Source organism: Streptomyces sp. NPDC059718 (assembly GCF_042733315.1).
Lineage (GTDB): Bacteria > Actinomycetota > Actinomycetes > Streptomycetales > Streptomycetaceae > Actinacidiphila.
The window spans coordinates 43,095-60,125 of sequence record NZ_JBHWGA010000007.1 but is presented as its reverse complement, the minus strand read 5'-3'; the positions used below and the strand labels follow the sequence as shown (position 1 = coordinate 60,125).

Below are 17,031 nucleotides of genomic sequence, written 5' to 3'. Positions count from 1 at the left end.
GCACCCGGGTGCCCGCCCCTCACCCGTCACAGCCGGGGGTCCACCGGCTCGGACTCCAGCGCCAGGACGGCGAAGACCGCCTCGTGCACGCGCCACAGCGGCTCGCCCGCGGCCAGCCGGTCCAGCGCCTCCAGGCCCAGCCCGTACTCGCGCAGCGCGAGGGAGCGCTTGTGGCCCAGGGCGCGGGAGCGGAGCCTGGCCAGCTGGTCGGGCCGGGTGTACTCGGGACCGTAGATGATCCGCAGGTACTCCCGGCCGCGGCACTTGATGCCGGGCTGGACCAGCCGGTTGCCGTCCTCGGTGCGCACCAGGGCCTGGAGCGGCTTGACGACCATGCCCTCGCCGCCGGCGGAGGTCAGCTCCAGCCACCACTGCGTACCGGCCGCCACCGACTCCTCGTCGCGGGTGTCGACCAGCAGCCGGCGGGTCTCCTGGAGCAGCCCCGTCGGGTCGTTGGCGACCATGCGGTCGATGAGCGCCAGCTGCTCGTCGTGCGGGAGCGCGGCGAGGCTGCGGCCCTGGGCGGCCAGGATCTGGAAGGGCGCGAGACGCACCCCGTCCAGGCCCTCGGTCGTCCAGCAGTAGCGCCGGTACGCCTCGGTGAAGGCGGCGGCGTCCGCGGACCGCCCGCGCTGCCGCTCCAGCAGGCCCGTCACGTCGGTGCCGCGTGCGGCGGCGTGCTCCAGGGCGGCGATCGCACCCGGGAAGACCGCGCCGGAGGCGGCGCCCACGGCGGCGTACTGCCTGCGCAGCAGGCCGGTGGCCTTCAGCGACCAGGGCAGCAGCTCGGCGTCGAGCAGCAGCCAGTCCGTGCCCAGCTCCTCCCAGAGCCCGGCGGCGGTGACCGAGGCCCTCAGCCGGTCGAGGACCTGCTCGGTGACGGCCGGGTCGTCGAAGAACGGACGGCCCGTGCGGGTGTGCAGGGCGCCCGTCACGCCGCCGGTCACCCCGAAGCGCTCGCCGGCCGTCTCCGCGTCGCGGCACACCAGCGCCACGGCGCGGGAGCCCATGTGCTTCTCCTCGCAGAGCACCGGGCCGATGCCGTCCGCGCGGTAGGCGGCGAACGCCTCGTGCGGGTGCTCCAGGTAACCCTCCCGTTGCGAGGTCGCGCACGGCGACATCGTCGGCGGCAGGTACATCAGCAGCCGCGGGTCGACCGCGAAGCGGCTCATGACCTCCAGCGCGGCGGCCGCGTTCTCCTCACGGACGGCGACCCGGCCGTGGTGCACGGTCTCCACGACACGGCGGCCGGCGACGTCGGCGAGGTCGAGCGGTCGCCCGTCCTGCCCACCCGGGGCCTCGCCGGCGAGCGGCTTGGCCGGCTCGTACCAGACCCGCTCGGCGGGGACGTCGACGATCTCGCGCTCGGGCCAGCGCAGGGCCGTCATCCGCCCGCCGAAGACGGCGCCGGTGTCGAGGCAGATCGTGTTGTTGATCCACGAGGTGCTCGGCACGGGTGTGTGGCCGTAGACGACGGCTGCACGGCCGCGGTAGTCCTCGGCCCACGGGTAGCGCACGGGCAGGCCGAACTCGTCGGTCTCGCCGGTGGTGTCGCCGTACAGGGCGTGCGAGCGGACCCGGCCGGAGGTGCGGCCGTGGTACTTCTCGGGCAGGCCGGCGTGGCAGACGACCAGCTTGCCGCCGTCGAGGACGTAGTGGCTGACGAGTCCTTCGATGAACTCGCGCACCTGCTCGCGGAAGGCGGGGTCCTTCTCGTCCTCCTTCTCCAGCTGCTCGATGGTCTCGGCGAGGCCGTGGGTGTGCTGGACCTTCTTGCCCTTCAGCCAGCGGCCCAGCTTGTTCTCGTGGTTGCCGGGCACGCACAGGGCGCTGCCTGCGGCGACCATGCCCATGACGCGGCGCAGCACGCCGGGGCTGTCGGGGCCACGGTCGACGAGGTCCCCCACGAAGACGGCCGTGCGGCCCTCGGGGTGCACGCCGTCGACGTAGCCCAGCTTGCCGAGCAGGGTCTCCAGCTCGGAGCTGCAGCCGTGGATGTCGCCGATGATGTCGAACGGGCCGGTGAGCTCGCGCTTGTCGTTGTAACGGCGCTCCAGCACGACCTCGGCCGCCTCGACCTCCTCGGTGCCGCGCAGGACGTGCACCTTGCGGAAGCCCTCGCGCTCCAGCTGCCGCAGGGAGCGGCGCAACTCGCGCTGCTGGCGCTGCACGACGTGCCGGGGCAGGTGGGCGCGGTCGGGACGGGACGCGTTCCGCTCGATGCAGACCTGCTCGGGGACGTCGAGGACGATCGCGATGGGCAGCACGTCGTACTCGCGGGCGAGCCGGACGAGCTGGCGGCGGCTCTCCTGCTGCACGCTGGTGGCGTCGACGACGGTGAGCCGGCCTGCGGCCAGCCGCTTGCCCGCGATGTAGTGCAGCACGTCGAAGGCGTCACCGCTGGCGCCCTGGTCGTTCTCGTCGTCGCTGACCAGGCCGCGGCAGAAGTCCGAGGAGATCACCTCGGTGGGCTTGAAGTGGCGCCGGGCGAAGGTCGACTTGCCGGAGCCGGTGGTGCCGATCAGGACCACGAGGGAAAGGTCGGTCACCGGGAGGGTGTGCTTGCCGGTCATGCGGACGTGACCTCCTTCGCGGTCATCGTGAAAACTGCCATCTGGGTGGGCGGGCCGACCTCGGGGTCGTCGGGGCCGACGGGGACGAACCGCACGCCGTAGCCGTGCCGTCCGGCGACCTGCTCCGCCCACGAGCGGAACTCCGCCCGGGTCCACTCGAAGCGGTGGTCCGCGTGCCGGGCGTGCCCGGCGGGCAGCGTCTCCCAGCGCACGTTGTACTCGACGTTCGGCGTGGTCACGACCACGGTCGCGGGTCGTGCCGCACCGAAGACGGCGTACTCCAGGGCGGGGAGCCGAGGCAGGTCGAGGTGCTCGACGACCTCGCTGAGCACCGCGGCGTCGTAGCCCTTGAGGCGGGCGTCGGTGTACGTCAGGGAGCCCTGCACGAGCCGGACGCGGGAGGACTGCCGCTCGCCCATGCGGTCCAGCCGCAGTCGCCGCGCCGCCTCGCCCAGGGCCCGGGCCGACACGTCGACGCCGAGGATCTCGGTGAAGCGGACGTCCTTCAGCAGCGCGCCGACCAGCTGGCCCTGACCGCAGCCGAGGTCGAGGACCCGGTTCGCCCCGGCGTCGCGCAGCTCCGCCAGGATCGCCTCGCGGCGCTGCACCGCCAGGGGCAGCGGCTTCTCCTCGGTGTCCACCTCCTCGTCGACGGCGTTGTCCAGCTCCTCGGCCTCGCTGTCGTCGGCCTCGGCGAGCCGGGCCAGTTCCAGCCGCTCCATGGCCTGCCGGGTCAGCGACCAGCGGCGGGCGAGGTAGCGGCTGGTGATCAGCCGCTGCTCCGGGTGGACGGCGAGCCATCCGTCGCCCATGCGCAGCAGCTTGTCGACCTCGTCGGGCGACACCCAGTAGTGCTTGGCGTCGTCCAGGACCGGGAGCAGCACGTACAGGTGCCGCAGGGCCTCGGACAGCCGCAGCTCACCCTCCAGGGCCAGCCGCACGTAGCGCGACTCGCCCCACTCGGGGAACTGCTCGTCCAGCGCGACCGGTTCGGCCTCGACGGTCCAGCCCAGCGGCTCGAACAGCCGGCGGACGAGGGCGGCGCCGCCCCGCGCGGGCACGGCGGGGATCTCGATCCGCAGCGGCAGGGGCTGCGCGGCCCGCTCGGGGCGGGCGTCGCAGACGCCCCTCAGAGCGCTGGCGAACACCGTGCGGAGGGCGACCGCCAGCAGCGACGAGGCGGCGTACGGCCGGTCGTTGACGTAGTGCCCGAGAGCGGAGTCCGGGGCCCCGCCCCGGCCCTTGCCCTTGCCGCGCCGCACGAGCGCCACCGGATCGACCTCCAGCAGCAGCGCGGCCGTGCACCGTTGCTCGGACGCCACGGGGTAGAAGACGTGGGCGTCGCCGTAGGAGGTCGAGAAGACCTGGGCCTTCTCCGGATGCTTGTGCAGCAGGAAGCCGAGGTCCGTGGCGGGCATGCCGCCGCTGCCGGTGGTTGTTATCGTCAGGAACACCGCCTGAGTATCGCCTGCCCGTCCCCGCTCCGAACAGCGGTTTTCCCCGGCTGAGGGGTGAGTGCGCAGGCGAGGGCGGATATCTGCGCGGGCCCGACCCGGCAGCATCCCCCGATGAGCCGGGCACCGGCCCGCTGCCAGCCGGACGCCAGTGCCGGGTCGAAGACGGAGCCGCCGCGCCAGGCCCGGGCCCGTTCGTCCCAGCTCTCGCCGCTGTTGGGGTAGACGACCACAGGAAGGTCCACGGTCGCCGCCGCCGTCTCGACCGCCCGGGCGGCGTCCGCCGGGTCGCAGCAGTTGACGCCGACGGCGATCACCGCGTCCGCGTCCGCCGCGATCCGGAACGCCTCCTCCAGCGGCTGACCCGCCCGGGTCGTCCCGCCGGCGACGGTGTAGCTCAGCCAGACCGGCACCCCGAGGTCGCCGACGATCCTCAGCAGCGCCTCCGCCTCGTCGGTGTCCGGCACGGTCTCCAGCGCCAGGACGTCCGGACCGGCCTCGGCCAGCGTCTCGATCCTGGGCCGGTGGAAGCGCTCCAGTTCCGCGACGCTCAGCCCGTAGCGGCCCCGGTACTCGCTGCCGTCCGCGAGCATGGCGCCGTACGGTCCCACGGAGGCCGCCACCCAGACGTCCTCGCGGTCACGGGCGGCGGCACGGGCGAGGGCGACGCTGCGGCGCAGCAGGGCGGTCGCCTCCTGCCGTCCGATGCCGCGCGCGGCGAAGCCCTCGTAGGTCGCCTGGTAGCTGGAGGTGATGAGCACCCGCGCGCCCGCCCGCACGTAGGCGGTGTGCGCCGCCTCGATCTGCTCCGGCGCGTCGGCGAGCAGCCGGGCCGACCACAGCGCGTCGGCCAGGTCGCAGCCCTGGTCGGCGAGCTGGTTGGACAGCCCGCCGTCGAGGACGACGGTGGACTCGGCGAGGGCCTGCGCCAGGGGCCGGTGGGGTGCGGGCATCGCGGATGCTCCTTGCGGTGGTGTGCCGGGGTCAGCCGAGCTGCGACTGGACCTCGGAGGCGATCAGTTCCAGGTGCCCGAGGTCGCTCAGGTCCAGGATCTGCAGGTAGAAGCGGGTGGCACCGAGCTCGGCGTAGCGGCCGATCTTGTCGACGACCTCGGCAGGGGACCCGGCGAGGCCGTTGGCCTTGAGCTCGTCGACCTCGCGGCCGATGGTGGCGGCCCGGCGGGCGACCTCGGCGTCGTCCTTGCCGACGCACACGACGAGGGCGTTGGAGTAGACGATCTCGTCCTTGCCCCGGCCGTGCTCCTCGGCGGCCTCCCGCACCCGGGCGAACTGCTGGGCGGTGTCCTCCAGCGAACCGAACGGCAGGTTGAACTCGTCGGCGTAGCGGGCCGCGAGCCGTGGGGTGCGCCTGGCGCCGTGCCCGCCGATGAGGACGGGGAGCTTCGCCTGGGCCGGCTTGGGCAGGGCGGGCGAGTTCTCCACCGTGTAGTGCGTGCCCTTGAAGTCGAAGGTCTCGCCCGTCGGGGTGCCCCACAGCCCGGTGACGATGGCGAGCTGCTCCTCCAGCCTGGCGAACTTCTCCTTCGGGAACGGGATGCCGTACGCGGTGTGCTCGTCCGCGTACCACCCGGCGCCCAGGCCCAGCTCGACGCGGCCGCCCGACATCTGGTCCACCTGCGCGACCTGGATGGCGAGCACACCGGGCAGCCGGAACGTGGCGGCCGTCATCAGGGTGCCGAGCCGGATCCGCTTCGTCTCGCGGGCGAGGCCGGCCAGGGTGATCCACGCGTCGGTCGGCCCCGGCAGACCGTCCGCGTCGCCCATCTTGAGGTAGTGGTCCGACCGGAAGAAGGCATCAAAACCGAGCTCCTCGGTCGCCTTGGCGACGGAGAGCAGGGTGTCGTACGAGGCCCCTTGCTGGGGCTCGGTGAAGATTCGAAGATCCATGACTCCATCCTGCACCTCTCCGGTCCGAATCGATCGGCAACCTGTCGCGCGTGGCACCTTCCCGGGCCGGGGGCGACGGCAATCCGCCAACTCCATTCACGCTCCGGCGGCTTACCGCTCATGCGCCCTCCCGCTGCCGCGCCTCGACCGCGCGCAGGAGCACACCCACCCGGTCCTTGGACTCGTCGGCGGCGTCCACCGCCTCAATGCACTGCCAGTACTCCGTCTCGCTCTCGGCGGTGCAGGCCACCGAGACCAGGGCCATGCCCAGCTCCGTCAGCAGCTCGCGCAGTTCGCGCAAGGTCCCGGCCGGCTCGCGCACGTCGGTGAGCAGGGACGCCCGCAACGGCCCGGAGGCCACCCCCGGAGGTCCCGTGGCGCCGCACGCCCTGCCGCCCGCCTCGCAGACGGAGAAGCCGGGGGTGCGCAGCTCGGGCGCCCCGTGGAGGGCGAGGTGGCTGCCGACCGCCTCCGTCAGCGCCTGTACCTGCCAGGCCTCCGCCATCAGCTCACGCTCGGTCCCGCCGCTTCGCAGCGCCTCCCGAGTGGCCCGGATCAGCCGTACCGCGTCCATCACGACGCACCTCCGCCCCGTCTCCGCCCCGTCGATCCCGTTCCTTACTCAGAGTGACGGATCACGACGCGAGGTGGAAGTGGCCGGTTCCCGCCTGTGGACAACCCGCTCACCCGCCCGTGCCAGCGGGCGAACGCGCGGTTGACCGATGGACCGGTGAACCGACGGACCGGTCGATCGGCCGGTGGCCCGGCGCGCGCACCCGCGACGCCCGCACCCGCGGCGCACCGGCCGCCGCGGCTCAGTCCCCGGCCCCCGGCAGCGGAAAGCGCAGCTCGTTGCGGTCGATCTTGGCGGACAGCGCCTCGAGCACGTCGACACCGAGCACCTCGCAGAACTGCAGCAGGTACGCGAGCACGTCCGCCACCTCGTCCCGCACCCGGTGGGCGCTGTCGGGCTCCTCCATGACCCGTGCCGCCTGCTCGGGCGTGAGCCACTGGAAGATCTCCAGGAGCTCGGAGGCCTCGACGCTCAGGGCCACGGCCAGGTTCTTGGGCGTGTGGTACGGCTCCCAGCGCCGGGCGGCCGCGAAGGCGGCCAGCCTGCGCTGCAGCGCGTGCAGATCCTCGGTCACACCCGCAGGTCTACCCCATCGCCGCCGCGTGCTGCGCCGGGGCCTGCCCGGCCGGCGGGGCCCCGGCGTCCGGCGCATCCGGACCCGTCCCCTGGGCCGGCACCCGTTCCGGGTCGGCCGCGGCGCTCCCGAGGCGCAGCAGGGTGACCCCGTCCGCCCCCTCGGCCACCGAGGGGTCGTGCACCGTGCCGAGCAGCCTGATGTGGCCGCGCTCGGCGACCAGGGCGGCCAGCGCCAGCAACTGCCGCGTCTGCGCCCGGTCGAGACCGGCGTCCAGTCCGTCCGCCAGGACCGTGAGCACCTGCACGGCGTCCGGCACCTCGCCGCTGGTGTCCACCTCCAGCACGCCCGGCCCGGTGAGCAGCACCAGCGCCAGCGCGAGGAAGCGCAACTCCCCGTCGCCGAGCCGGTCCACCGGCACCAGCCCCAGCGGTCCCCGGTCGACGGCCGCCAGTACGGACTCCGCGTACGCCCCCGTCCCCGGCTCCCCGGCGGGGATCACCGTCAGTCCCTCGACGGGCGGGCTGCACACCGCCCGCAGGGCGCCGACCAGCGCCGCGTGCCGCGTACGGCACTCGCCCTGGGTGCGGCGCAGCACCGCCGAGAGGTTGTCGCAGCCGCCGCGGAGCAGGCCGTCCGCCACGCGCGCGGGTTCCCGCATCGCGTGCGGCCGGGGGTCGACGGGGAACGCCCCGCGCAGCGCGAGCACCGTCTGCTCGGCGGCGGCGAGCACCAGCCGCTGCCCCTGCGTCGTCCCCGCGACGCGCAGCGGCAGCAGGGAGGTGGCCAGCCGGTCGTCGGGCAGCGGGGCCCGGGTCACCGGGACCAGCCCCGCCGTGTGCCAGGCCGCCTGGACCGTGCGCCGTCCCGGGTCGCGCAGCGCGGTGGCGAGCAGGGTCTCCCCGGCGCCGGTCAACCGCTCGCCGACGATGCGCAGTTCGGGTTCGGTCTGCACGGCGACGTCGAGCACGACGGGGCCGACCGCGCCGTCCACCGTGCACCCGATGCGGAATCCGCGCCGCCCCTCCGCGTCCGGCCGGGCCGCGTGGGGCACGCAGGCCGCCACTCCCCCGCGCACGCCGTCGAACGCCGTCGCCAGTTCCTCGCCCGCGGCGAGCCGGCCGAGCAGGCCGAGCCCCTCCAGGACGCTGGACTTGCCGGTCCCGCTCGCCCCGCCCAGCAGGGTGAGCGGCCCGAGCGGGAAGCTCGCGCCGCGATGCGACTTGAACGCGGAGAGCCGCAGTTCGGTGACGACCGGGCGGTCACGCTTCGTGCTCATGGACGCGAACGTAGCGGTGGCGCCCGGTGCCGAACCGTTCCGCCGGGCCGGTGGTCCTCCGAAAGTGGGTAAGCCCGGCGAGGCGACGGTTAATGTGGCGGGGTGACCGGATACGTGGCGCTCCTGCGCGGGATCAACGTCGGGGCGACGACCAGGCTCCCGATGCAGGACCTGCGGCAGCTGCTGGAGGAGATCGGCGGCGCCCGCGTGCGCACCCATCTGCAGAGCGGCAACGCCCTGTTCGAGCACGAGCAGGCCGACCCGGGGAAGCTGGCGGACGCACTGGAGGCGGCCATCGCCGGCGCGTTCGACGGGCGGAAGGTGCCGTGCGTCGTCCGCGAGGCGGCCGCGCTCGCCGGGGTCGTCGAGCGCAACCCGTTCGACATGACGGGCGTCGATCCTGCGCGCTTCCTGGTCACCTTCCTGTCCGGGCCGGTCGATCCGGACCGGATCGCCGGTCTCGACCCGGCCGACTTCGCGCCCGACGACTTCCGCCCCGGCGAGCGCGAGATCTACGTGCACTGCCCGGGCGGGGTGCAGAAGACCCGGCTCTCCCACGCGCTGTGGGAGAAGCGCCTGGGTCTGACGGCCACGGCCCGCAATTGGAACACCGTGACCCGCCTGGCGGCGATGGCCGCGGAGTGACGGGGCGGGGCCGGCGCGCGCCCCGTCACCCCCTCCCGCTCAGCCCAGGCCCCAACCCGTCCCGAGCCGGTACGCCGCGCAGAGGTTGACGTCGAGCATGTAGGCGGCGGCCGTGCCGCACTGGGCCGCTCCGCTGCCCGGGTCGACGGGCTGGCCGTGGCCCATGCCCGTGATGCTGTACGTCTCGACGACGGCGGCGCCGGAGGCGTCCTTGTACGTCCGGTGCGGGAAGCCCGCCACGGTGTCGGAGACGTCGGCGGTCTGGTCGGCGCCGTGCACGTCCGTCCACTGCCGTACGAGGTCGTCCATGTTGACGGGCTTGACCGTGTAGTCGGCGGTGCCCTGGAAGACGGTCAGCCGCGGCCACGGACCCGCGTACCCGGGGAAGGCGGCGCGGACCCGGGCCCCCCACTGCGCGGGGGTCTGCGTCGCGCCGACGTACATGCACACGTACGGCGAACCCGCCGCCTGCGCGCAGCCGTACGGCAGCCCGGCGACCACGCCGCCCGCGGCGTACACGTCGGGATAGGCCGCCATCATCACCGCGGTCATCGCGCCGCCCGCGGAGAGCCCGGTGACGTACACCCGGGAAGGATCCCCGCCGGTGTCCGCGATCTGACGGTCGGTCATCTGCCGGATGGAGGCGGCCTCGCCCTGGCCGCGCGCGATGTCGCCGGTCTGGAACCAGTTGAAGCACTGGCTGAGGTTGTTGGCCGAGGTCTGCCCGGGCAGCACAACGGAGAAGCCCCAGCGGTCCGCCAGGGCGGTCCAGCCGCTCTGGGCGCCGTACCCCTGGGCGTTCTGGGTGCAGCCGTGGAGGGCGACGACGACCGGCCGGCCCTGCGGCAGCCCGGCGGGGACGTAACGGTACATCCGCAGCGCGCCCGGGTTGCTGCCGAAGCCGGTCACCTCCTCGATCGCGCCGGCGGCGTGCGCGGGACGGACGGGGACGAGCGCGGCGAGGAGCGCCACGAGGACGGCGAGCAGGGCGGCACGCGGGCGGCCCCGGTGGAGTGCGGCTCTGAGTAAGGTCATGCGCCGGACGGTAGGAGCGGTGCGACGCCCGCGACATGGCCCGGGGCACCACATCGCGGGCGCCGCGCGTGGTGCCCCGGACCGCTCAGTCCCGCCGGTGCCCGGGCAGCGCCGGGGGCTCGCCGCGGACTTCCCGCCAGTGGTCGAAGACGTACTCCAGGACGCCCTCGCCGCTGGTCAGGGCGGGCAGTCGGCGTTCCAGGGCGTGCACCTGCGCCGCGGGGACGTCGCCCTCGACGACGTACGACGCACCTTGAGGCGCCGAGGTGCGCGGCACCGCGCGCAACCGGGCGAGGACGGGCAGCACCCGGGCGTAGGCCTGCTCGGGGAGGTCGAGGGTGAAGCGGTGGACCGGCTCGCAGACGACCGTGCCCGCCCGTTCCAGCGCGCGCATCAGCACCACCGGGGTGAGGCCCCGGAAGTCGCCCGCGGTGCTCGACATGCTCTTGTCGAACACCGCGTGCGCGTGGCTCTGCCGCGCGGCGTAACCCGAGTGCGTCATGGTGACCGTGCAGTCGACGACCCGCCAGCCGTACAGGCCGTGCCGCAGCGTCTCGGTGACGGTCTCCTCGACCGCCCGGATGAACGCGTAGGGCATGGAGCCGAGTTCGACCTCCAGCCCGAACGCCACCCCGCTGCCCGTCGGCGCCGGGTCGACGCGCAGTCCCACGGTCGCCAGGAAGGGGTTGGAGGCGGTGTGGATGACCTCGGCGGCGGCGCCCGTGCCCACCGGCCGCTCGATGTGGATCGTCGTGGTCTCCTCGAAGGTCACCTCGACGCCGAAGTCGTCCGCCAGCGTCGCCTGTACGACCTCCTTCTGCACCTCCCCGTAGAGGGAGACGGCGATCTCCTGCCGCACGTCGTCCAGCCGCAGGTCGATCAGCGGGTCCTGTTCGGCGAGCCGGGTGAGCGCCACGTGCAGCGCGCCCGCGTCCGCCGGCCGGCGGGGCACGACGACCGTCTCCAGCGTGGGCGGCGCGAAGTGCCGGTCCGTGCCGGGGGCCGTACGGTGCGGCTCGCCGATCGCGTCGCCGACGCGGATCGCGCCGAGCCCCCAGAGCCTGCCGATCTGCCCCGCGGAGACCGCCTCCCCTGGCGTGTCCACGCCGCGCTCGAACACGCTGACCGCGGTGACCTTGCCCTCCTGCCCGGCGCCGTGCGTCAGGCGGTCGCGTACGCGGACGGTCCCCGAGAACATCCGTACATGGGCGATCTTCTCCCCCGCGGGGCCGCGTTCGATCTTGAAGACGGTGCCGGAGACCGGGCCGTCCGGGCTGCCCGCGGCGACGGGGAGCAGTTCCGCGATCCCCTGGACCAGGGCGTCCACCCCGGCGCCGGTGACGGCAGAGCCGAAGTACACCGGATGGACCAGCGCCCCGCGCGTCTGGGCGGCGAGGGCCGCCCGCAGCCGCGGGTAGGACGGGGCCGTCCCGTCCGCGACGTAGCCGGCCAGGAGCTCCTCGTCCCGCACGGACAGGACGTCCAGCAGCCGGGTGGTGAACCCGGTGTCGTCCGGACCGTACGGCGTGGAGCGCGCGTCCCGGGTGCCGAGGCCCTCGACGCGGCCCATGGCCACGCAGGCCGGGCTGAGCCGCTCCGCGACGGCGCGCAGCACTTCGGCGTCCCGGGCGCCGGAACGGTCCGTCTTGTTGACGAAGAGCAGGGTGGGGATGCGCAGCCGGCGCAGCGTCCGCATCAGCACGCGGGTCTGCGCCTGCACGCCCTCCACCGCCGACACCACGAGCACGGCGCCGTCGAGGACGCCGAGCGCCCGTTCCACCTCCGCGATGAAGTCCGGGTGGCCGGGGGTGTCGATGAGGTTGACGGTGATCTCGTCGCCGATCGCGAACGAGGCGACGGCGGACCTGATGGTGATGCCCCGCGCCCGTTCCAGGGCCAGGGTGTCGGTCTGGGTGCTGCCGTCGTCGACGCTGCCGAGCGTGTCGATGACGCCGGCGGTGTGCAGCAGCCGCTCGGTCAGGCTGGTCTTCCCGGCGTCAACATGCGCCAGGATCCCCAGGTTGAGCACGTGCATGGAATGCCATGTCCTCCGAATAGGCGATGAATTCGGGCTGGGTGGACATGTGCAGTCCCCGCATGATCACGACTCCCCGGTGGATGGCCTGTGGTCCTGGCAGTGCAGCAGAGGCCGCCGGCCGGGGGCAACCGGATTACCCCCGGCCGCCGGCCGGCCGGCGGCACCCGGGCGGCTCAGGGGACGAGGACCATGCGGAAGCGCGCGGCGCCGGACATCATGCGGGCGAACGCCTCGTTGACCTCCTCCAGCGGCACCGTCTCGGTCATCGGGCGGATCCCCGCGAGCGCGCTGAAGTTCATCGTGTGCTCGACGTCGCGCGAGGTGCCGGAGGGGTGGCCGACGACGGAACGGGACGACAGGATCAGCTGGGCCGGGGTGATCGGCAGCGGCTCGGAGTCGATCCCGATGACGATCAGCTGGCCGCGCGGCTGGAGACCCTCGACACCGGCCGCCATGGCCTGGGAGTTGGAGGCCGTGGCGAGCACCGCGGTGGCCCCGCCGAGGGCCTGGAGTTCCTTGGCCGGGTCGCCGGCGGAACTGTCGATGTAGTGGTGGGCGCCGAGCTCCATCGCCAGGGCCCGCTTGTCCTCGCCTCGCGCCACGGCGACCGTCTCGAAGCCGAACTTGGCCGCGTACTGCACCGCCAGGTGGCCGAGGCCGCCGATGCCGATCACCGCGACGAGGTCGCCGGGCCGGGCGGAGCTCTTCTTGAAGGCGTTGTACGTGGTGACGCCGGCGCAGCCGAGGGGGGCGGCGTCGACCGCGGTCAGCCCGTCGGGGATCCGGGCCAGCGCGTTGACCGGCGCGACCATGTGCGTGGCGTAGCCGCCCTCGTACGCCCAGCCGGGCACCTGCAGGTTCCGGCAGTCGATGAAGTCGCCCTCGCGGCAGGGCGGGCAGTGCCCGCAGTGCCCGCCGAACCAGCCGACCTCCACGCGGTCGCCCACCGCCCAGTGCCGGACGCCCTCACCGAGGGCGTCGATGCGCCCGGCGACCTCGTGGCCGGCGACCAGGGGGAAGGTGATGTGGGGGAAGGCGTTGTGCACGAAGCCGGCGTCGCTGTGGCAGACGCCCGACGCCTCGACGGCGATGCGGACGTGGCCGGGGCCGGGCTCCGGCAGCGCGCGCTCGACGATTTCGAATGGTCCGCCCGGTTCTGCGACCTGGGCCACCCGCATGGAGTTCATGGCCGTCCGGTGTGTGAGGGGTTGCGGCGCGTGGCGCCCTTCCCACCCATCGTGACCCCGGAGGCGTGATTTCTCGCGCCGAACACCGGTCGCCGGGCCGCCGGGCGGGGAGCGTAGGCTGCGCCCAGCCGACCGAGGGATCATCGTGAAACTACCCGCCGACCTGCTCGACCTCCTGCACCGCCCGAGCCTGTGCTTCCTGGCGACCACCATGCCGGACGGCTCGCCGCAGCTGACCCAGACGTGGGTCGACACCGATGGCGAGCATGTGCTCGTCAACAGCGTCCAGAGCCATGTGAAGACGCGGAACATCGCGCGGGACCCGCGGGTGGCCGTCGCCGTCTCCGATCCGGACGACCCGTCCCGCTACTTCCAGGTACGCGGCCGCGTGCGCGAGGTGACCACGGAGGGCGCGGCCGACCACATCGAGAAGCTCTCGCACCGGTACACCGGCGGCCCCTACCCCTGGTACGGCGGCCGTGACCAGGTGCGCGTGGTCTTCGTGATCGAGGCCGAGAGCATCAGCGGCACGGCGTGACCGCAGCGGGTCCGCGACCGCGGCACGGCCGCGGACCCCGGCCCGTTCAGCCCGTGGCGCCGGGCACGCGCTCGATGACGGCGGCCAGGTCCGTCCCGGCCGGGAGGGTGCCGAAGGCCAGGCCCCGGTCGCCGGCCAGGCGGGAGGCGCAGAAGGCGTCCGCGACCGGTGCCGGCGCGTACCGGACGAGCAGCGAACCCTGCAGCACCAGCGCCAGGCGCTCGACCAGACGGCGGGCCCGCAGCGGGGCGTCCTCGGTGGGCACCAGCTCCCCGCGCACCTGGCGCCACGCCTCGTCGAGGCGGGCGTCGCCGCCCGCAGCGGCCTCGACCTCGGCGCGGAAGGCCTCGAGGGAGTCCGGCTCACGGGTCAGGGCGCGCAGCACGTCGAGGGCGTTGACGTTGCCCGAGCCCTCCCAGATGCCGTTCAGCGGGGCCTCGCGGTAGAGCCGGGGCATGCCGGAGGCCTCGTCGTAGCCGTTGCCGCCCAGGCACTCCAGGGCCTCCGCGACCGCCGCGGGCTGCCGCTTGCACACCCAGTACTTGCCGACCGCGGTGGCCAGCCGCAGGAAGGCGCGCTCCTGCGCGTCCCCGCGGCGGGCCCGGTCGACCGCTCCGGCGACGCGCAGCGCGAGGGTGGTGGCGGCCTCGGACTCCAGGCCCAGGTCGGCGATGACGTTGCGCATCAGGGGCTGGTCGATCAGCCGGGCTCCGAACACCGAGCGGTGGCGCGCGTGGTGGGCCGCCTGGGCGAGCGCGGCACGGGTGCCGGAGGCGGAGCCGAGGATGCAGTCCAGCCGCGTCATGGTGACCATCTCGATGATGGTCCGTACGCCCTGGCCCTCGGGACCGACCAGCCAGGCCACGGTGTCGTCGAACTCGGGCTCGCTGCTGGCGTTGCTGCGGTTGCCGAGCTTGTCCTTCAGCCGCTGGATGCGGAAGGTGTTGCGGCTGCCGTCCGGCAGCACCCTGGGCACCAGGAAGCAGGACAGGCCCGCGGGGGCCTGGGCCAGCACGAGGAACAGGTCGTTCATGGGCGCGCTGGTGAACCACTTGTGCCCGCGCAGCCGCCAGGTGCCGTCCGGCTGCTCGACGGCGGTGGTGGTGTTCGCCCGTACGTCGGTGCCGCCCTGCTTCTCGGTCATCCCCATGCCCGCCAGGAGCCCGCGCTTGCCGGCGGGGGCGCGCAGTCCGGGGTCGTAGACGCGGCTGGTGAGCAGCGGCTCGTACACCGCCGCCAGGTCCGGCGCGGCACGCAGCGCGGGGACGACGGCGTAGGTCATGGACACCGGGCAGCCGTGGCCGGCCTCGGCGGTGCTCCACACCATGAAGCCGGCCGCGCGGGCCACGTGCGCGCCGGGCCGGTCGTCGGCCCAGGGTGCGCCGGCGAGGCCCTCGGCGAGGGCGACCTCCATGAGCGCGTGGTAGGAGGGGTGGAAGTCCACCTCGTCGACGCGGTTGCCGTACCGGTCGTGGGTGCGCAGCACCGGCTCGTACCGGTTGGCCTCCTCGGCCCAGCGCTGCACCTGCTCCGATCCGGCGAGCCGTCCCAGCCGGTGCAGGTCGTCGACGTACCACCCGGCTCCCTCGCGCCGTACGCCCTCCAGCAGCACGACGTCGTCGGCGACGTCGTGGCCGACCAGCGGCGGGGCCTGGTTGGTCACCTCGTGGGTGCGCGCGGTGGGGTTGCTGCGCGGCGCGGCATCTGCGATCGCGGTCATGGCAGTCGGGCCCTTCGTGGTCGTGGGGAGTCAGACGGCGGGCGCGGCGCCCGCGCAGCGCAGGGACATCGCCACCAGTTCGGTGACGAGGTGGTCGGCGGCGGCGCCCTCGGCGGGAGCGGACAGCGGGTCCACCAGGACCTCGCCGATGGCACCGGTCAGCGCCGCCGCGGTGACCTCGGGGTCCTGGGCGGGGAGGAGCCCGGCGGCCATCCCCTCGCGGATCACCTCGGCGAAGACGGTGCGGTAGCGGCGCCGGAAGTCCAGCCGCTCCGCGCCCAGGGCCGGTTCCGCGGGTGCCGCGAGCAGGGCGTGGGCCAGTCCCCGGTTCTCCATGGCGCGGCGGGCGAAGACGGTGACCCCCAGGGTCAGCCGCTGCACCGGGTCGCCGGCGCCGTCGCGGAGCACCTCGCCGAGCACCTCGACCTCGCGGCCCGAGGCCCGGCGGAAAACCTCGACCGCGAGCGCGCCCTTGGACGCGAAGTGCTGGTACACCGTGCCCACGGACATGCCGGCCGCGGCCGCCACCGCGGTGACGGAGGCGTTCGCCCAGCCCACGTCGGCGACGACGGCCGTGGCCCGCGCCACCAGGTGCTCCCTGGCGGCGGTCAGGCGGTCCTGCACCGCGGGGGTCTTCCGGTAGGCCATGGCAACAAGTGAAGCACCGTTCAGAGCTTCGAGCCACCCCTCGGCCGGCAGCGCCGCCCGAGGGGCCGGGCGAACGCGTGCGACCGGCCCCACACCGGCGGATCCTCACCACGACCACGGACCACGCGCGGGCGGGAGCGCATCGCGAAACGAAGCTCCGGCAGTGGACCCGGAACCGCGCGAGCGACTCGCGCCGGAACTCGGAGCAGCCCTGCGACCGGACCCGCAACTGCTGCCGCACATCGCGTGGTTGTTGCCCGATCTGCACGTTCCGCCCGCTCCAGGGCCGCCCCGCACTCCACGTGGCGCGTCGCCGCGAAGACGTGCAACTGATCCCCGCGGGGCAAACCCAAAGATCAGGCCACGTTTTCGGGCTTCCCGGCCAGGCTTCGCGAGTCGATAGGCGTCACATGGGAGTCACGAATTCCGATCATGCTCGCCCCGCACTCGAGCACCGGTTGTTCTCGGCCACACTTTCTCCATCAATGCCTGGGCCGGCATCGCGGCATGCACCGGGGCCTTGAGGCGGTCGCGACCGGCCCTGGACACACCGCCGCACTCCGGCAAGATCAACCAGTGCACCTCAGCGGGGAGTTGCCACCGGAGCGCGCTGTGGCGCGAAGGCATCCATAGGCGGTCAGCGCTCGTTGGATCCAGCCTCAAAGCTTGAGCACAAATTACACACATTCACTCTTCATACCGGCGCCGATGGTCTAGATTGACCTTGCTTCAGCCGTTCGGGCACGAGGCGACCACTAATGATCTACAGGTTCGGCGCTACGGAAAGCCGGCAGTCGCGTACCCGGCGCCAGACGTGGGGGTGATCGGTTCTTGGAGCCCGATAAGGGGCCTTGGGCG

The 17,031-nt window shown here is 73.7% G+C and carries 14 protein-coding genes; 2 read left to right on the top strand and 12 right to left on the bottom strand.

The genetic code is table 11. The features are described 5' to 3' along the window. Positions 1-26: 26 nt before the first annotated feature. The 7 genes from ACFV3E_RS10590 to ACFV3E_RS10560 all read right to left on the bottom strand — a co-directional run bounded on the left by ACFV3E_RS10590 (position 27) and on the right by ACFV3E_RS10560 (position 8,362). Positions 27-2,573, bottom strand: a complete 2,547-nt coding sequence (locus ACFV3E_RS10590; protein ID WP_500534311.1) for a polynucleotide kinase-phosphatase — start codon at positions 2,571-2,573, stop codon at positions 27-29. After that, entirely contained in the window at positions 2,570-4,027 is a 1,458-nt protein-coding gene (locus tag ACFV3E_RS10585; RefSeq protein WP_500534310.1) for a 3' terminal RNA ribose 2'-O-methyltransferase Hen1, read from the bottom strand. Before ACFV3E_RS10585 ends, ACFV3E_RS10590 begins: the two co-directional genes overlap by 4 nt. Next, complete coding sequence (gene mmuM, locus ACFV3E_RS10580; protein ID WP_500534309.1) at positions 4,018-4,980, bottom strand: homocysteine S-methyltransferase; 963 nt, start codon at positions 4,978-4,980, stop codon at positions 4,018-4,020. The genes ACFV3E_RS10585 and mmuM overlap by 10 nt, the downstream gene beginning before the upstream one ends. A 31-nt stretch (positions 4,981-5,011) precedes the next feature. Continuing rightward, on the bottom strand, positions 5,012-5,935 hold the full coding sequence (locus tag ACFV3E_RS10575; protein WP_500365542.1) for an LLM class F420-dependent oxidoreductase: 924 nt from the start codon (positions 5,933-5,935) through the stop codon (positions 5,012-5,014). A 118-nt stretch (positions 5,936-6,053) separates the two neighbouring features. Beyond that, positions 6,054-6,509: a DUF6099 family protein gene (locus ACFV3E_RS10570; protein ID WP_500534308.1), complete on the bottom strand. Its 456-nt coding sequence runs from the start codon at positions 6,507-6,509 to the stop codon at positions 6,054-6,056. 241 nt (positions 6,510-6,750) lie between these two features. Further along, the gene (locus ACFV3E_RS10565; RefSeq protein ID WP_500365545.1) at positions 6,751-7,083 is read right to left on the bottom strand and encodes a nucleotide pyrophosphohydrolase; all 333 of its coding nucleotides are present in this window, start codon (positions 7,081-7,083) and stop codon (positions 6,751-6,753) included. Between the two features lie 10 nt (positions 7,084-7,093). Continuing rightward, the gene (locus ACFV3E_RS10560) at positions 7,094-8,362 is read right to left on the bottom strand and encodes an AAA family ATPase (protein WP_500534307.1); all 1,269 of its coding nucleotides are present in this window, start codon (positions 8,360-8,362) and stop codon (positions 7,094-7,096) included. Between the two features lie 102 nt (positions 8,363-8,464). Between ACFV3E_RS10560 and ACFV3E_RS10555 the strand changes: the two genes are divergently transcribed. Further along, positions 8,465-9,007, top strand: coding sequence for a DUF1697 domain-containing protein (locus ACFV3E_RS10555; protein ID WP_500534306.1), 543 nt, complete (start codon positions 8,465-8,467; stop codon positions 9,005-9,007). A gap of 39 nt (positions 9,008-9,046) precedes the next feature. Here the strand turns inward: ACFV3E_RS10555 and ACFV3E_RS10550 are convergent, their stop codons facing one another. The 3 genes from ACFV3E_RS10550 to ACFV3E_RS10540 all read right to left on the bottom strand — a co-directional run bounded on the left by ACFV3E_RS10550 (position 9,047) and on the right by ACFV3E_RS10540 (position 13,267). After that, the gene (locus ACFV3E_RS10550) at positions 9,047-10,042 is read right to left on the bottom strand and encodes an extracellular catalytic domain type 1 short-chain-length polyhydroxyalkanoate depolymerase (protein ID WP_500534305.1); all 996 of its coding nucleotides are present in this window, start codon (positions 10,040-10,042) and stop codon (positions 9,047-9,049) included. 85 nt (positions 10,043-10,127) lie between these two features. Further along, positions 10,128-12,077: a GTP-binding protein gene (locus ACFV3E_RS10545; protein ID WP_500534304.1), complete on the bottom strand. Its 1,950-nt coding sequence runs from the start codon at positions 12,075-12,077 to the stop codon at positions 10,128-10,130. Positions 12,078-12,253: 176 nt separating this feature from the next. Further along, positions 12,254-13,267 (bottom strand): alcohol dehydrogenase, encoded by a 1,014-nt coding sequence (locus ACFV3E_RS10540; RefSeq protein WP_500534303.1) that lies wholly within the window; start codon positions 13,265-13,267, stop codon positions 12,254-12,256. Between the two features lie 145 nt (positions 13,268-13,412). Between ACFV3E_RS10540 and ACFV3E_RS10535 the strand changes: the two genes are divergently transcribed. Further along, positions 13,413-13,805 carry a PPOX class F420-dependent oxidoreductase gene (locus tag ACFV3E_RS10535; RefSeq protein ID WP_499514547.1) on the top strand — a complete coding sequence of 131 codons (393 nt, stop codon included), beginning with the start codon at positions 13,413-13,415 and terminating at the stop codon, positions 13,803-13,805. Positions 13,806-13,851: 46 nt separating this feature from the next. Here ACFV3E_RS10535 and ACFV3E_RS10530 read toward each other — a convergent pair whose 3' ends face one another. Both ACFV3E_RS10530 and ACFV3E_RS10525 read right to left on the bottom strand, forming a co-directional pair. Further along, entirely contained in the window at positions 13,852-15,525 is a 1,674-nt protein-coding gene (locus ACFV3E_RS10530) for an acyl-CoA dehydrogenase family protein (protein WP_500534302.1), read from the bottom strand. A 30-nt stretch (positions 15,526-15,555) separates the two neighbouring features. Further along, the gene (locus ACFV3E_RS10525) at positions 15,556-16,173 is read right to left on the bottom strand and encodes a TetR family transcriptional regulator (protein ID WP_500534301.1); all 618 of its coding nucleotides are present in this window, start codon (positions 16,171-16,173) and stop codon (positions 15,556-15,558) included. Positions 16,174-17,031: the final 858 nt, after the last annotated feature.

Excerpts from the sequence above, each read along its gene's own strand:
- ACFV3E_RS10575 (WP_500365542.1), bottom strand. The coding sequence starts at position 5,935 with ATGGATCTTCGAATCTTCACCGAGCCCCAGCAAGGGGCCTCGTACGAC.
- ACFV3E_RS10530 (WP_500534302.1), bottom strand. The coding sequence starts at position 15,525 with ATGACCGCGATCGCAGATGCCGCGCCGCGCAGCAACCCCACCGCGCGC.
- ACFV3E_RS10550 (WP_500534305.1), bottom strand. The coding sequence starts at position 10,042 with ATGACCTTACTCAGAGCCGCACTCCACCGGGGCCGCCCGCGTGCCGCC.
- ACFV3E_RS10590 (WP_500534311.1), bottom strand. The coding sequence starts at position 2,573 with ATGACCGGCAAGCACACCCTCCCGGTGACCGACCTTTCCCTCGTGGTC.
- ACFV3E_RS10545 (WP_500534304.1), bottom strand. The coding sequence starts at position 12,077 with ATGCACGTGCTCAACCTGGGGATCCTGGCGCATGTTGACGCCGGGAAG.
- ACFV3E_RS10560 (WP_500534307.1), bottom strand. The coding sequence starts at position 8,362 with ATGAGCACGAAGCGTGACCGCCCGGTCGTCACCGAACTGCGGCTCTCC.
- ACFV3E_RS10540 (WP_500534303.1), bottom strand. The coding sequence starts at position 13,267 with ATGAACTCCATGCGGGTGGCCCAGGTCGCAGAACCGGGCGGACCATTC.
- mmuM (WP_500534309.1), bottom strand. The coding sequence starts at position 4,980 with ATGCCCGCACCCCACCGGCCCCTGGCGCAGGCCCTCGCCGAGTCCACC.
- ACFV3E_RS10570 (WP_500534308.1), bottom strand. The coding sequence starts at position 6,509 with ATGGACGCGGTACGGCTGATCCGGGCCACTCGGGAGGCGCTGCGAAGC.
- ACFV3E_RS10525 (WP_500534301.1), bottom strand. The coding sequence starts at position 16,173 with ATGGCCTACCGGAAGACCCCCGCGGTGCAGGACCGCCTGACCGCCGCC.